The organism is Nissabacter sp. SGAir0207, assembly GCF_005491205.1.
In the GTDB taxonomy this organism is placed as follows: domain Bacteria; phylum Pseudomonadota; class Gammaproteobacteria; order Enterobacterales; family Enterobacteriaceae; genus Chimaeribacter.
The window spans coordinates 1018307-1033604 of sequence record NZ_CP028035.1 but is presented as its reverse complement, the minus strand read 5'-3'; the positions used below and the strand labels follow the sequence as shown (position 1 = coordinate 1033604).

The following is a 15298-nucleotide window of genomic DNA, read 5'->3' as shown; positions in this document are numbered from 1 at the left end:
TTTTCTGCTGTTTTTTCCAGCGATTGGCGACTAGCCAGCGGAAAATCCCCCCGATATGATAGCCGCCACGAATGATCACCCTGAGATCCGCTGTTTATGCCTGAACCACGACGCGCCCCCACCGGGGCGAACGGTTTCCACTATGTCGCCGAGGGATGGCGCCTGCTCTCCCTGCCCGGCCTCAAGCGTTTTATCCTCGTGCCCATGCTGCTCAACATCCTGCTGATGGGCGGCGCCTTCTGGTGGCTCTTCACCCGGCTGGAGGCGTGGATCCCACAATTGATGGGCTATGTGCCGAGCTGGTTACAGTGGCTCAACTACCTGCTGTGGCCGTTGGCGGTGATCTCTATCCTGCTGGTGTTCAGCTACCTGTTCAGCACGCTGGTGAACTGGATTGCCGCCCCCTTCAACGGCCTGCTGGCAGAGCAGTTGGAAGGCCGGCTGACCGGCAAGCCGCTGCCGGACAGCGGGTTCGTCGGCATCCTGAAAGACCTGCCGCGCATCATGAAGCGTGAGTGGCTGAAGCTGGCCTACTACCTGCCGCGCGCGCTGGTGCTGCTGGCGCTCTACTTCATCCCCGGCATCGGCCAGACCGTGGCCCCGGTGCTGTGGTTTGTGTTCAGCGCCTGGATGCTGGCCATCCAGTACTGTGACTATCCGTTTGACAACCACAAGGTGAGTTTCGCTGCCATGCGCCAGTCGCTGCGCCGCCACAAGCTGCACAATTTGCAGTTCGGCGCGCTGGTCAGCCTGTTCACCATGATCCCGCTGGTGAACCTGTTCATCATGCCGGTGGCCGTCTGCGGTGCCACCGCCATGTGGGTTGACCGCTACCGCGCGCAGCACGCCCTGCCGCCACGCTGAGCCGTTTTTTGGCGGGGGGCCAGCCCCCCGCCCTGCCCTTCCTGTTGTGCTAAAAACATATTTCCTAATAACATATAGATATACTAATTCTTTACTTCCCTGCGCCAATCGATAGCGTATGCTCTTGACGTTCCCCAAAATTTTCAACCAGTTAAAGGACGGGTTATGAGCAAGATCTATGAAGACAACTCACTGACAATCGGCCACACGCCGCTGGTACGTCTGAACCGTATCGGCAACGGCCGCATTCTCGCCAAGGTCGAATCACGTAACCCGAGCTTCAGCGTCAAGTGCCGCATCGGCGCCAACATGATTTGGGACGCCGAGAAGCGCGGCATCCTGACTGAAGGCAAAGAACTGGTTGAGCCGACCAGCGGCAACACCGGCATCGCGCTGGCCTACGTGGCGGCCGCGCGCGGCTACAAGCTGACGCTGACCATGCCAGAGACCATGAGCGTGGAGCGCCGCAAGCTGCTGAAAGCGCTGGGTGCCAATCTGGTGCTGACCGAAGGTGCGAAGGGCATGAAGGGCGCCATCGCCAAGGCCGAGGAGATCCAGGCCTCTGACCCGGATCGTTACCTGATCCTCCAGCAGTTCAGCAACCCGGCCAACCCGGAGATTCATGAGAAAACCACCGGCCCGGAGATCTGGGAAGACACCGACGGCCAGGTGGACGTGCTGATCGCGGGCGTGGGCACCGGCGGCACCATCACCGGCGCGGGCCGCTTCCTGAAGAGCAAGAACCCGGAGATCACGCTGGTGGCGGTTGAGCCAACCGACTCCCCGGTCATCAGCCAGACGCTGGCGGGTGAAGAGGTCAAACCCGGCCCGCACAAAATCCAGGGCATTGGCGCTGGCTTCATCCCCGGTAACCTCGATCTGGAGCTGCTGGACCGCGTTGCCAAAATCAGCAATGACGAATCCATGAGCATGGCGCGCCGCCTGATGGAAGAGGAAGGCATTTTGGCCGGCATCTCTTCCGGCGCGGCTGTGACGGCGGCGGTGAAACTGGCGGAAGAGCCGGGCTTTGCTGACAAAACCATCGTGGTGATCCTGCCCTCCTCCGGCGAGCGCTACCTCAGCACCGCGCTGTTTGCCGATCTGGCGGCGGAATAATCTTTGCAACATTTGCAACATCTGCCCTGCGAAGCATTTGTCTGCCGATACGATGAAAAAAGCACCCTTATGGGTGCTTTTTTGTGGGCTGCATCAAAGTTTGCAGCTGTCACAGATTGCTTTTAACCGGCAGGTCTAGTATTTAAGCGAGCAATTATTTCGATGCGCAAAATTAATCTTGCCCCGCGCCAGATTGCCGCTGAATCGTTTTACTGGTTTGTTACATCCCGGCAAAACACGGCATAATGGGGTGCAGATTGGAAGCGTCCCGCACCGGAGGCTGTACTTGTGCGGCGTTGATGCTTCCTGGTGTATCTACGTTTGCTCCTGCCCGTCAGGCGCGACCAAACAGGCTAAAGTTGGGCAACTGCGCTAAACTTTAGCTCCACAACATTAATCCAATAAGTTGGGGAAATATAATGTTCCAGCAAGAAGTTACAATTACCGCTCCGAATGGTCTGCACACTCGCCCTGCTGCACAATTTGTGAAAGAAGCGAAGGGTTTCGCCTCTGAGATCACCGTGACTTCCAACGGCAAAAGCGCCAGCGCCAAGAGCCTGTTCAAACTGCAAACCCTCGGTCTGACCCAAGGGACTGTCGTGACTATCTCTGCTGAAGGCGAAGACGAGCAACAAGCCGTCGAGCATTTGGTAAAACTGATGGCTGAGCTTGAATAAGAAGGCCCGTCTTTATTAGTTAACACCAGTCAAGAGTAAGGTAGGGTTATGATTTCAGGCATTTTAGTATCACCGGGTATCGCTTTCGGTAAGGCTCTTCTGCTGAAAGAAGATGAAATTATCATCGACCGGAAAAAAATCTCTGCAGAGCAAGTTGAGAGTGAAGTCGAGCGTTTCCTGGCTGGCCGGGCGAAAGCCTCCGCGCAGCTGGAAATCATCAAGACCAAAGCCGGCGAGACCTTCGGGGAAGAGAAAGAAGCAATCTTCGAAGGCCACATCATGCTGCTGGAAGACGAAGAGCTTGAGCAGGAAATCATAGCCCTCATCAAAGATGAGCATGCCACCGCAGATGCCGCCGCCTACGCCGTCATTGAGACCCAGGCCAACGCGCTGGAAGATCTGGATGATGAGTACCTGAAAGAGCGCGCCGCTGACGTGCGCGACATTGGCAAGCGCCTGCTGCGCAACATCCTCGGCATGCACATTGTTGACCTCGGCTCCATTCAGGATGAAGTGATTCTGGTGGCGACCGACCTGACCCCTTCTGAGACTGCGCAGCTCAACCTGAACAAGGTGCTCGGTTTCATCACTGATCTGGGCGGCCGCACCTCCCACACCTCCATCATGGCGCGCTCCCTGGAGCTGCCAGCGATTGTGGGCACCAGCGACGTCACCAAGCAGGTCACCAACGGCGACTACCTGATTCTGGACGCCGTCAACAACCACATCTACGTCAACCCGACTGCCGATGTGATTGATGAGCTGAAGGCGGTACAGAACCAGTACCTGACCGAAAAGAACGATCTGGCGAAGTTGAAAGACCTGCCAGCCATTACGCTGGATGGCCATCAGGTGGAAGTGTGCGCCAACATCGGTACCGTGCGCGATGTCGCCGGTGCAGAGCGCAACGGCGCGGAGGGCGTGGGCCTCTACCGTACCGAATTCCTGTTCATGGATCGTGACGCGCTGCCGACCGAAGAGGAGCAGTTCCAGGCCTATAAAGCGGTGGCTGAGGCCGTCGGCTCCCAGGCGGTGATCGTGCGCACCATGGACATCGGCGGTGACAAAGACCTGCCGTACATGAACCTGCCGAAAGAGGAGAACCCGTTCCTCGGCTGGCGTGCTATCCGTATCTGCATGGATCGCAAAGAGATCCTGCACGCCCAGCTGCGCGCCATCCTGCGTGCCTCCTCCTTTGGCAAACTGCGCATCATGTTCCCGATGATCATCTCAATTGAAGAGGTGCGGGAGCTGAAGCAGGAGCTGGAGATGCTGAAGGCGCAACTGCGCGATGAAGGCAAATCTTTCGATGAGACCATCGAAGTGGGCGTGATGGTGGAAACCCCGGCGGCAGCGGCCATTGCGCACCATATGGCCAAGGAAGTTGACTTCTTTAGTATTGGGACAAACGATTTAACCCAGTATACTCTGGCAGTTGATCGTGGCAATGAACTGATTTCTCATCTATATAACCCAATGTCCCCGGCTGTTTTAAGCCTGATTAAGCAGGTGATTGACGCTTCCCACGCGGAAGGCAAATGGACCGGCATGTGCGGCGAGCTTGCAGGCGACGAACGTGCTACACTGCTGTTATTGGGCATGGGATTAGATGAGTTCAGCATGAGTGCAATTTCAATCCCACGCATCAAGAAAATCATTCGTAATACGAACTTCGAAGATGTGAAGGCGTTGGCCGACGAGGCACTGGCTCAACCGACGGCGCAAGAGTTGATGAATTTGGTGAACAAGTTCATCGAAGAGAAAACACTCTGCTGATTTTGCTGCGTGGAACGCCGCCCAAATTAATGCTTAGGAGAAGATCATGGGTTTGTTCGATAAACTGAAATCGCTGGTTTCTGATGATAAGAAAGAGTCAGGCACGATTGAGATCGTAGCGCCGCTCTCTGGTGAAATCGTCAACATTGAAGATGTGCCAGATGTGGTGTTTGCCGAGAAGATCGTGGGTGATGGCATCGCCATCAAACCTGCCGGCAACAAGATGGTTGCCCCGGTTGACGGCACCATCGGCAAGATCTTTGAAACCAACCATGCTTTCTCTATCGAATCCGACAGTGGCATTGAGCTGTTTGTCCACTTCGGCATCGATACCGTGGAACTGAAAGGCGAAGGCTTCAAACGCATCGCTGAAGAGGGCCAGCGCGTTAAGAAGGGCGACGTCGTCATTGAGTTCAACCTGCCGCTGCTGGAAGAGAAAGCCAAATCCACGCTGACGCCGGTGGTCATCTCCAACATGGATGAGATCAAGGAGCTGATTAAGCTCTCCGGCAGCGTGACCGTGGGCGAGACCCCGGTAATCCGCATCCGTAAATAATCTCTTCTGCGGAAGCATAAAAAACGGCGCCCTCGGGCGCCGTTTTGTTTTGGCTCATTTCCACTGTGGGATGCGCAGGCTGATGCACAGGCCATGCGGTTCGACGTTACGCGCCTCCACCTGCCCGTGGTGCGCCATGATCACCTTGCGGGTGATCGCCAGCCCCAGCCCATAACCCTTGCCGGAGAGCGGCGACTTCACGCGCACAAACGGGTCAAAGATGCTCGAGAGTTTGCCCTCCTCCACCCCCGGCCCCTGATCCGCCACCTCAATCTGATAGAACGCCTCTTTGCCGTTGAGCGACACCGTGACCGTCTGCCCCTGCGCCGAGAAGCGCAGCGCATTGCGCACCACGTTGTCGATGGCGCGGCGAATCAGCTCCGCATTGCCCTTGACGGTGTAGTCGCCGTCCGCCGCCTCCAGCGCGATATGCACACCGGGGATCTGCGCCTCATAGCGCGCGTCATTCACCACCGCTTCCACCAGCCCCAGCAGGTCGAAATACTCCTCGTCGGGCATGGTGCTGTTCTCCGCCCGTGACAGCGCCAGCAGTTCGCCAATCATCTTGTCGAGCCGCCCGGCCTCATGCTCAATGCGCTGGAGCGAATTCTCGACGTTGAGCGGGTTCTGCCGCGCCAGCCCGATGGCCAGTTGCAGGCGCGCCAGCGGCGAGCGCAGTTCATGCGAGACATCATGCAGCAGCTCCTCACGCGCCTTGACCAGCACCTGCAACCGCTCCACCATCGCGTCGAAATCGCGCGCCACAATTGACATCTCATCGTGCCGCTTGCGCATGGTGGGGAAGAGCCGCACCGCCAAATCACCCTGCGCCACCTGATCAAAGGCGCCGCGGATCTGCTGCATTGGCCGGGTGAGGTTCCAGGCCAACAGCGCGCTGAACAGCAGGCCGCCAAGCGCGCCGACCCAGAACAGCGGCGACGGCATATGCAGGATGTCATCCGGGCGATTGCGGTGGTACTGCGTCATCAGGCCGCGCATGTCATAGCGCAGGCGGTAGCCCTGCCCGTCTGGCCCCTGGGCGAACTCCACAATCTGCGCTGGCTCTTGCCCGCGCGGCTGCCCCGGCTCCAGCGCCTCCAGCGGCGCACCGCTGGCTGGCATCATCGCCCGGCTCACCGAGAGGTACTGTTTATCGTTGTCTGGCCAGGCGGCCACCAGCGACTCCAGCGCTGGCAGGCCGCCGCGCTCCAGCGTGGTGATGGCGGAGGTCATCTGCAACTTGACGAAGCGCCGCGCCAGACTGTTCTCTGGCGGCTCATGGTGGGTGCCGTAGAAGGAGAAGACCACCCAGAGGATCTGGGTCATCAGGATAAAGGTGAACCAGAACCCCAGCAGGATCTTCCAGAACAGCCGGCCGCGCACATTGTTATTTGATGCGATAGCCAATGCTGCGTACCGTTTCAATGGTGAGGGTCTCGCCGCCCGGCAGGGCTGACAGTTTCTGGCGGATATTGCTGATGTGCACGTCCACGCTGCGGTCATAGGCCTCACGCGGGCGGCCCAGCCCCTTCTCGGACAGCTCATCCTTGGAGACCACGCGCTCCGGCGATCGCAGCAGCAGCTCCAGCAGGTTGAACTCGGAGGCGGTCAGGTCGAACACCTGCCCACGCCACTCGCTGGTGCGGGTGGAGGGGTTGAGCATCAGGAAGCCGTAGCTGACCGGCGCGGAGTCGGAGGAGGCCTCCGGCTGCTCCTCGAAGCGGCGCAGCACCGCCCGCAGGCGCGCCACCAGTTCACGCGGATAGCAGGGCTTCGGCATGTAGTCGTCAGCGCCCATCTCCAAACCAATCACCCGGTCGATGTTGTCGCCCTTGGCGGTCAGCATGATGATCGGCAAACGGCTGTTTTTGCGCACCTGCCGCAGCACGTCGATGCCGCTCATGTCCGGCAGCATGATGTCGAGGATCATCGCCGTAAACTCGCCGGAGAGCGCACCCTCCACGCCCGCCTTGCCGGTCAGCACCAGCGAGGCGTCAAATCCCTCGGCAATCAGGTACTCGCTCAGCATGGTGCCCAGTTCGAGATCGTCATCAACTAACAGAATTTTCATTTTTTGACCTTTTACACTTGGATTGCTCATTTTTACCCCGTTAACCAGGTCACGCAGCAGCTTTTACTGTTTTTTTACACATTATCCCACCCTTGTATCGCGCTCAACGACGGGCCAGAGTAAATTATGGGTGCGCTCCTCTTCCTGGAGCAGATAAGAAAGGACATCGTGGATGATTGCGTCACCCCCCAAGGAGAGATCCCGCTCTTCACGCCGCCGGCGCTGGCTGGTACTGCCGGCCCTGTTGATTATAGCGTTGGCAGGCTACGCCGTGCTGCACCGCCCGGCCCCGCCCACCTACCTGACTGCCACGGCGGCACGGCAGGATCTGGAGCACACGGTGCTGGCGGATGGCGCGATTGAGGCGCAGAAGCTGGTCAGCGTCGGCGCGCAGGTCTCCGGCCAGATCAAGGCGCTGCATGTGGCGCTCGGCGACAAAGTGATCCCCGGCCAGCTGGTGGCGGAAATTGACGACCTGACGCAGCAGAACAGCCTGCGTGACGCCCAGGCGGCGCTGAAAAACGTGCAGGCGCAGCAGCGCGCCAAACAGGCGCAGTTAGAGAACGATCGCCTGACCTTCACCCGCCAGCGGGACATTCTGGCGCGCGGCGTCGGCGTGCAGGCCGACTATGACAGCGCCAAAGCCGAGCTGGAGCGCACCGACGCGGAACTGAAGGCGCTGGAGGCGCAGATCGTGCAGGCGCAGATTGCGGAGAACACCGCGCAGGTCAATCTGGGCTACACCAAGATCCGCGCGCCGATGGCTGGCACCGTGGTCGCCATCCCGGTTGAGGCCGGGCAGACGGTGAACGCCGTGCAGAGCACGCCGACCATCATCAAGGTGGCGGATCTCGACACCATGACCATCAAGGCGCAAATCTCCGAGGCGGACGTGGTCAACGTGCGCACCGGGATGCCGGTCTACTTCACCATCCTCGGCCAGCCTGAGCAGCGCTACCGCGCCACGCTGCGCGCCATTGAGCCAGCGCCCGACTCCATCAATGACGACACCAGCAACAGCTTTGGCGGCGGCAGTGCCGCCAGCGCCTCCACCAGCACGGCCGTCTACTACAACGGCCTGTTTGACGTCGCCAACCCGCAGGGCGTGCTGCGCATCTCCATGACCGCGCAGGTCTACATCGTGCTCTCAAGCATCAAGGATGCGCTGGTGGTACCGGCCACCGCGCTGCGCCGCGACGGCAACCGCACGCTGGTGCAAGTGGTGGACGCGCAGGGCGAGGCGCATGACCGCCCGGTGACCGTGGGGCTGAACAACAACGTGGAGGCGCAGATTACCGGCGGCCTGCAAGCCGGTGAGAAAGTGGTGCTCAACCTGCTGAACGGCAGCGCGCCGGGGAGGCCGTGATGGCTGACGCCGCGCCGCTGCTGCACCTGAGCGGCATCCGCCGTGATTTTATGGCCGGGGAGCAGCACATTACCGTGCTACGGGGCATCGATCTCACTATCCACGCCGGGGAGATGGTGGCGATTGTCGGTGCCTCCGGCTCGGGCAAATCGACGCTGATGAACCTGCTCGGCTGCCTCGACCAGCCGAGCGCCGGTGAGTACCGGGTCGCGGGCCGGCTGACGCGCGACTTGGATCGCGACCAGCTGGCCGAACTGCGCCGCGAGCACTTCGGCTTTATCTTCCAGCGCTACCACCTGCTCAGCGATTTGACGGCGCTGGGCAATGTCGAGGTGCCAGCGATCTACGCTGGCGCGCGGCGTGACCTGCGCCGCCAGCGCGCCAGTGAGCTATTGACGCGGCTGGGGCTGGCGGAGCGGCTCAGCTACCGGCCCAGCCAGCTCTCCGGCGGCCAGCAGCAGCGCGTCAGCATCGCGCGGGCGCTGGTCAACGGCGGGGAGGTGATTCTGGCGGATGAGCCGACCGGCGCGCTGGACACCCACAGCGGCCAGGAGGTGCTGGCGATCCTGAAAGATCTGCACGCCCGCGGCCATACGGTGGTGATCGTCACCCATGACATGCAGATCGCCGAGCACGCCGAGCGGATCATCGAGATCCGCGACGGCGAGATCATCGCTGACCGCGCCCACGCCCCCGCCCTGCCCGCGTCGCGCCCAACATACCGGGATCATGCAGCGGCCGCTGAGCCTTCACGCTGGCGCGCCCAGCGCGGGCGTTTCGCCGAGGCGTTCAAGATGGCGCTGCTGGCGATGTCCTCCCAGCGGCTGCGCACCTTCCTCACCATGCTCGGCATCATCATCGGCATCGCCTCGGTGGTGTCAGTGGTGGCGCTCGGCAAGGGATCGCAACAGAAGATTCTGGCGGACATCAGCGCGATGGGCACCAGCACGCTGGAGGTGTTCCCCGGCAAGGACTTCGGCGACATGCGATCCGCCGCCATCCAGACGCTGCGCCCCGACGATGCCGACGCCCTGCGCCGACAGGCTTACGTACACAGCGTCAGCCCCAGCGTCACCACCAGCACCACGCTGCGCTTTGGCAGCCAGTCGGTGACCGGCACGGTCAGCGGCGTCGGCGAGGAATTCTTTGTGGTACGCGGCTACACGCTGGCGGAGGGCATGGCCTTTGGTCGGCAGAGCGTCAGCCAGCTGGCGCAGGAGGCGGTGATTGATACCAATACCCGCAACAAGCTGTTCGTGCAGGGCGAGAACCCGATTGGTCAGGTGATCCTGCTCGGCAGCCTGCCGGTGCGGGTGATTGGCGTGGCCGCGCCGAAACAGGGCGGCTTTGGCACCAGCGAGAGCCTGAATGTCTGGCTGCCCTACAGCACCGCGATGGCGCGGATGCTCGGCAAGACCTACCTCAGCAGCATCACGGTGCGCGTCAATGACAGCGTCGATCTGGCGGCGGCGGAGCAGGCGCTGAACGGCCTGCTGTTGCAGCGCCACGGTACCAAGGATTTCTTCGTGATGAACACCGACAGCATCCGCCAGACCATCGAGAGCGCCACCACCACCCTGGCGCTGCTGGTGTCGATGATTGCGCTGATCTCGCTGATTGTCGGCGGCATCGGGGTGATGAACATCATGCTGGTGTCGGTCACGGAGCGGACGCGGGAGATTGGCGTGCGGATGGCGGTGGGGGCGCGCGCCAGCGACATCCTGCAACAGTTCCTGATTGAGGCGGTGCTGGTCTGTTTGATTGGCGGCACGCTGGGCGTGCTGCTGTCACTGGGGATTGGGCTGCTGTTTGCCCAGTTCAACAGCCCGTTTAGCATGATCTACTCGCCAGCCTCGATTGTCGCGGCCTTTGCCTGCTCCAGCCTGATCGGCATCCTGTTCGGCTTCTTCCCGGCACGCCGGGCGGCGCATATGGATCCGATCCACGCACTGGAGCGCGAGTAGCCCTAGCCGAAGATGCCGGTGGAGAGGTAGCGGTCGCCGCGGTCGCAGACGATCGCCACTACCACGCTACCCGGCTGGGCGGCGGCGATCCGCAGCGCGGCGGCCACCGCGCCGCCGGAACTGACACCGCAGAAGAGTCCCTCCTCACGCGCCAGCCGCCGGGTGGTCGCCTCTGCCTCGGCCTGCGTCATGTCCATCACCTCATCCACCAGCTCCGGGCGGAAGATGCCCGGCAGGTAGGCGGCTGGCCAGCGGCGGATGCCGGGGATGTGGTTCCCCTCCGCCGGTTGCAGCCCCACCACCCGCACCCGGTCGCTCTGCTCTTTCAGGTAGCGGCTGACGCCGGTGATGGTGCCGGTGGTGCCCATGCTGGAGACAAAGTGGGTCAGGCGACCCGCGCTCTGCTGCCAGATCTCCGGGCCAGTGGTGGTGTAGTGCGCCAGCGGGTTGTCCGGGTTGTTGAACTGATCCAGCACCCGCCCCTGCCCCTCCTGCGCCATCTGGCGTGCCAAATCGCGCGCGCCCTCCATCCCCCGCTCACGGCTGACCAGAATCAGCTCCGCGCCATAGGCGCGCATCGCCGCCTGCCGTTCGGCGCTCATGTTGTCGGGCATCAGCAGCTTCAGGCGATAACCCTTCAACGCGGCGATCATCGCCAGCGCGATGCCGGTGTTGCCGCTGGTGGCCTCCACCAGCGTATCGCCGGGACGCAGCTCGCCGCGCCGCTCCGCCTGCTGGATCATGAACAGGGCGGCGCGATCCTTCACTGAACCGGCGGGGTTGTTCCCCTCCAGCTTGACCCAGATCTCACTCTCCAGTCCGGCAGTCAGGCGTTGTAATTTGATGAGCGGCGTATTGCCGATGCAGTGTTCCAGGGTGGTGGTCACGGTTGGGCCTTCGAGGAGTCAATAAAAAGGGCGGCCTCCAGGGCCGCCCTTGCGCACTATGGTGCCTAAAAATTATCAGGCACTCTGCGCCAACGCAACTGGTTGTAGCGGCTGGTCGCCGGCATAGAGGCGCGCGTTGAGGCTGCCAACGTAGTAGCGGCTGCCGCGCACCGGCGCCTTTTCGCTGTCGTGGCTGGTCAGCACCACGCTGATCGGCTCTTGGTGCCAGCCCTGCGGCTGCACCGTCAACTGCCAGAAGTGGCCGCGCGGGCTGACCTCCAGCACCTGCACCGGCAGCGGGCAGCGCGGGTTCGGCTGGCTGCTCACCTCCATCTCCCACGGGCGCAGGAAGAGATCCACCGGCCCCTGATGCAGCGGCGCAATGGCGAGCGGCCAGTGGTGCGGGCCAACGTAGAGTTGCGAGCCACGGATCTCGCCGTCGAGGCGGTTGACCTCGCCGAGGAACTCCAGCACGAAGCGGGTGGCCGGTTCGCGCCACACCTCATCCGGCGCGCCCACCTGCTCAATGTTGCCCTGACTCATCACCACCACCTGGTCGGCCACTTCCATCGCCTCCTCCTGATCGTGGGTCACGAAGACGCTGGTGAACTTCAGCTCCTCATGCAACTGGCGCAGCCAGCGGCGCAACTCTTTGCGCACCTGTGCATCCAGCGCGCCAAACGGCTCATCCAGCAGCAGGATCTGCGGCTCCACCGCCAGCGCGCGCGCCAGCGCCACACGCTGCTTCTGGCCGCCGGAGAGCTGGGCAGGATAGCGGTTGGCGAGGTGGCCGAGCTGCACCATCTCCAGCAGCTGCGTCACCTTCTGCTTGATGGCGGCAGTCGAGGGGCGCTCGCGGCGCGGCAGCACCGTCAGGCCAAAGGCGATGTTGTCAAACACCGTCATGTGGCGGAACAGCGCATAGTGCTGGAACACAAAGCCCACCTGGCGATCACGCGCATGGAGGCGAGTAACGTCTTTGCCGTGGAAGCTCAGGCGGCCGCCGCTCTGGTTCTCCAGACCGGCAATGATGCGCAGCAGCGTGGTCTTGCCGGAGCCGGACGGCCCCAGCAGCGCCACCATCTGGCCGGAAGGAATATCGAGCGAGATATCATTCAGCACCTTCGTGCGGCCAAAATATTTGCTGATTTTATCGATCTCAATGCTCATTCTTTTCCTCCTCAAGGCGGCTGTCTGCGCGCGCCAGGCGCCATTGCAGGGCACTCTTCAGAAATAGGGTTACGATTGCCATCAGGGTCAGCAAGCCAGCGGCGGTAAAGGCCCCGGCGGTGTTGTAGTCCTGATGCAGCAGTTCCACCTGCAACGGCAGGGTGTAGGTTTCGCCACGGATGGAGCCGGAAACCACCGACACCGCGCCGAATTCGCCGATGGCGCGGGCGTTGGTCAGCACCACGCCATACAGCAGTGCCCAGCGGATGTTCGGCAGCGTGACGCGGCGGAACATCTGCCAGCCAGAGGCACCGAGCAGCACCGCCGCTTCATCCTCCTGACTGCCCTGGCTCAGCATCACCGGCACCAGCTCGCGCACCACAAATGGGCAGGTCACGAAGATGGTCACCAGCGCCATGCCCGGCCAGGAGAACATGATCTGGATGTCATGGGCGTCCAGCCAACCGCCCGCTGGGCCGTTGGTGCCCCAGAACAGCAGGTAGAGCAGCCCCGCCACCACCGGCGAGACGGCGAACGGGATATCAATCAGCGTCAGCAGCAGTTGGCGGCCGGGGAAGTTGAAGCGCGTCACCAGCCAGGCCAGCAGGGTGCCGAACACTAAATTGACCGGCACGGTGATCAGCGCGATCAGCACCGTCAGCCAGATGGCGTGCAGCATGTCCGGGTCGCCCAGGTTCTGCCACACCGCCGCCGCGCCGCTGGAGAAGGCGGTGACGAAAATACTGACCAGCGGCACCACCAGAAACAGCACCGAAATCACCACGCCAAGGGCGATCAGCACCCACTTGCCCCAGTTCACCCGCGCGCGTGCCGCGCCATTGAAGGCCAAATCAGACATCAGTGACCTCCCAAGCGCTTGCCGAAGCGGCTTTGCAGCGTGTTAATGGCGAACAGCAGCAGCAGCGAGGCCGCCAGAATCACCGAGGCGATGGCGCTGGCCGCCGGGTAGTCGAACTCCTGCAAACGGATAAAGATCATCAAGGACGTCACTTCTGTCTTCCAGGCGATGTTGCCAGCGATAAAGATCACCGCGCCAAACTCCCCCAGACTGCGGGTAAACGAGAGCGCAGTCCCGGCCAGCAGCGCCGGGGCCACCTCCGGCAACACCACGCGGCGGAAACTCTGCCAGCGGCTGGCCCCGAGGGTCTCGGCCGCCTCCTCATACTCTGGCCCCAGCTCCTCCAGCACCGGTTGCACGGTGCGCACCACAAACGGGATGCTGGTGAAGGCCATCGCCACCGCGATGCCGAGCCAGGTGTAGGAGACCTTGATGCCAAACTGCGCCAGCCACTCGCCATACCAGCCGGTGGTCGAGAACATGCCAGCCAGCGTCAGGCCAGCCACCGCGGTCGGCAGGGCAAACGGCAAGTCCATCAGCCCGTCGAGCAGGCTGCGGCCGGGAAAGGTATAGCGCGTCAGGATCCAGGCCATCAGCATACCGAAAAACATATTGAAGATACTGGCCACCGCCGCCGACAGCAGCGTGACCTTATAGGCCGCCACCACCTGTGGGCTGGTGACCACTTCCCAATACTGCGCCAGCGTCATCTGCGACAGCTGCATCACCAGCGCGCTCAACGGCAGCAGCAGGATCAGGCAGACGTACAGCAGGCTGCTGCCGAGGCTAAGGGTAAATCCGGGTAGAACGCGTTTACTGGCCAACAACATTACTCATGCCCTTGTGCTAACAATTTATCCAGCTCGCCGCCGCTGGCGAAGTGTCTCTTCATCACCTGCGGCCAGCCGCCGAAGGTCTCCTCCACCCGGAACAGCGTGGTGGGTGGGAACGACTCCCTGGCAGCGGCCATCGCCTGCGCGTCATAGACCCGGTAGTGGAACTGGGTAATGATGCGCTGCGCCGGCGGGCTGTAGAGCCAGGTCAAATAGGCTTTTGCTGCCTCGCCGGTGCCGTTGGCCCGCACATTTTTATCAATCCAGGCCACCGGGAACTCCGCCAGAATATCGACCGGCGGCACGATGACCTCATACTGTTCCGCACCATACTGCTTGCGGATGTTGTTCACCTCCGACTCGAAGCTGATGAGCACATCGCCCAAGCCACGCTCGACGAAGGTAGTGGTGGCACCCCGGCCACCGGTATCAAACACCGCCACGTTTTTCAGCAGCTGGCGCATCTGGTCGCGAGTTTTCGCCTGATCGCCCTGATTGGCTTTCTCCAGCGCGCCCCAGGCGGCCAGATAGGTGTAGCGGCCATTGCCCGAGGTCTTCGGGTTCGGGAAGACCAGCTTCACCCCCGGTTTCACCAGATCGCCCCAGTTGTGCACGCCAAGCGGGTTGCCCTTGCGCACCAGAAACGCCATGGTGGAGTAGAAGGGGGAGCTGTGGTTCGGCAGGCGCGCCTGCCACTCCGCCGCCAGCAGGTTGCCGCGGTCATGCAGGATCTGGACATCCGTCACCTGGTTGTAGGTCACCACATCCGCCTTCAGCCCCTGCAAAATCGCCAGCGCCTGCTTTGAGGAGCCGCCATGCGACTGCCGGATGGTCAGCGGGTCGTTGGGGTGCTGCGCATCCCACTGCTGGATGAAAGGCGGATTGAGGGCGGCGAACAGTTCGCGGGCCACATCATAGGAGCTGTTGAGCAGTTCGGCGGCTGGCGCGGCGGAAGCGGCGAACAATGTCACCCACGCACCTGCTTGCCAGAACCGGGACTTCCTTAACCTTGCTTTCATTCTGCACCTGTCTCACCGCCCGACAGGCCGGGGCATCGGGTCTGCCATGTGTTAACAGTGTATTTATAACTCTATGCCGAGCTGTAATGCTTTTATATACCATTTGGTGATTTCCAAGCATGAAAAGCTATAAGCCAGAG

At 61.8% G+C, this 15298-nt stretch carries 14 protein-coding genes; 7 read left to right on the top strand and 7 right to left on the bottom strand.

Features of this window, described 5'->3' with window-relative positions; translation table 11 throughout:
- Positions 1-96: 96 nt before the first annotated feature.
- The 5 genes from cysZ (at position 97) to crr (ending at position 4989) form a co-directional block, all read left to right on the top strand.
- Complete coding sequence (gene cysZ / locus C1N62_RS04505; RefSeq protein ID WP_137762503.1) at positions 97-864, top strand: sulfate transporter CysZ; 768 nt, start codon at positions 97-99, stop codon at positions 862-864.
- Between the two features lie 165 nt (positions 865-1029).
- Positions 1030-1980 carry a cysteine synthase A gene (cysK, locus tag C1N62_RS04500; protein ID WP_137762502.1) on the top strand — a complete coding sequence of 317 codons (951 nt, stop codon included), beginning with the start codon at positions 1030-1032 and terminating at the stop codon, positions 1978-1980.
- Between the two features lie 419 nt (positions 1981-2399).
- A complete protein-coding gene (ptsH, locus tag C1N62_RS04495) occupies positions 2400-2657 on the top strand; it encodes a phosphocarrier protein Hpr (RefSeq protein ID WP_137762501.1) in 258 nt (85 codons plus the stop codon).
- Positions 2658-2705: 48 nt separating this feature from the next.
- Complete coding sequence (ptsI, locus tag C1N62_RS04490; protein ID WP_137762500.1) at positions 2706-4433, top strand: phosphoenolpyruvate-protein phosphotransferase PtsI; 1728 nt, start codon at positions 2706-2708, stop codon at positions 4431-4433.
- 46 nt (positions 4434-4479) lie between these two features.
- Complete coding sequence (crr, locus tag C1N62_RS04485; RefSeq protein ID WP_137762499.1) at positions 4480-4989, top strand: PTS glucose transporter subunit IIA; 510 nt, start codon at positions 4480-4482, stop codon at positions 4987-4989.
- Between the two features lie 54 nt (positions 4990-5043).
- Here the strand turns inward: crr and C1N62_RS04480 are convergent, their stop codons facing one another.
- Both C1N62_RS04480 and C1N62_RS04475 read right to left on the bottom strand, forming a co-directional pair.
- Entirely contained in the window at positions 5044-6396 is a 1353-nt protein-coding gene (locus tag C1N62_RS04480) for a cell wall metabolism sensor histidine kinase WalK (protein WP_137762498.1), read from the bottom strand.
- Positions 6377-7060, bottom strand: coding sequence for a response regulator transcription factor (locus C1N62_RS04475; RefSeq protein ID WP_137762497.1), 684 nt, complete (start codon positions 7058-7060; stop codon positions 6377-6379). The genes C1N62_RS04480 and C1N62_RS04475 overlap by 20 nt, the downstream gene beginning before the upstream one ends.
- A gap of 172 nt (positions 7061-7232) precedes the next feature.
- Here C1N62_RS04475 and C1N62_RS04470 point away from each other — a divergent pair, with 172 nt between their 5' ends.
- Positions 7233-8426, top strand: a complete 1194-nt coding sequence (locus tag C1N62_RS04470) for an efflux RND transporter periplasmic adaptor subunit (protein ID WP_137762496.1) — start codon at positions 7233-7235, stop codon at positions 8424-8426.
- Entirely contained in the window at positions 8426-10390 is a 1965-nt protein-coding gene (locus C1N62_RS04465) for a MacB family efflux pump subunit (RefSeq protein ID WP_168195803.1), read from the top strand. The genes C1N62_RS04470 and C1N62_RS04465 overlap by 1 nt, the downstream gene beginning before the upstream one ends.
- A 2-nt stretch (positions 10391-10392) precedes the next feature.
- On the opposite strand, the gene cysM is transcribed toward C1N62_RS04465, so the two are convergent.
- From cysM to cysP, 5 genes are all read right to left on the bottom strand, one after another.
- A complete protein-coding gene (gene cysM, locus C1N62_RS04460; protein WP_137762495.1) occupies positions 10393-11277 on the bottom strand; it encodes a cysteine synthase CysM in 885 nt (294 codons plus the stop codon).
- A 75-nt stretch (positions 11278-11352) separates the two neighbouring features.
- Complete coding sequence (cysA, locus tag C1N62_RS04455; protein ID WP_137762494.1) at positions 11353-12447, bottom strand: sulfate/thiosulfate ABC transporter ATP-binding protein CysA; 1095 nt, start codon at positions 12445-12447, stop codon at positions 11353-11355.
- Complete coding sequence (cysW, locus tag C1N62_RS04450; RefSeq protein ID WP_137762493.1) at positions 12437-13306, bottom strand: sulfate/thiosulfate ABC transporter permease CysW; 870 nt, start codon at positions 13304-13306, stop codon at positions 12437-12439. The genes cysA and cysW overlap by 11 nt, the downstream gene beginning before the upstream one ends.
- On the bottom strand, positions 13306-14136 hold the full coding sequence (gene cysT / locus C1N62_RS04445) for a sulfate/thiosulfate ABC transporter permease CysT (RefSeq protein WP_137762492.1): 831 nt from the start codon (positions 14134-14136) through the stop codon (positions 13306-13308). Before cysT ends, cysW begins: the two co-directional genes overlap by 1 nt.
- Positions 14136-15158, bottom strand: coding sequence for a thiosulfate ABC transporter substrate-binding protein CysP (gene cysP / locus C1N62_RS04440; protein WP_137762491.1), 1023 nt, complete (start codon positions 15156-15158; stop codon positions 14136-14138). The genes cysT and cysP overlap by 1 nt, the downstream gene beginning before the upstream one ends.
- Positions 15159-15298 lie beyond the last annotated feature (140 nt).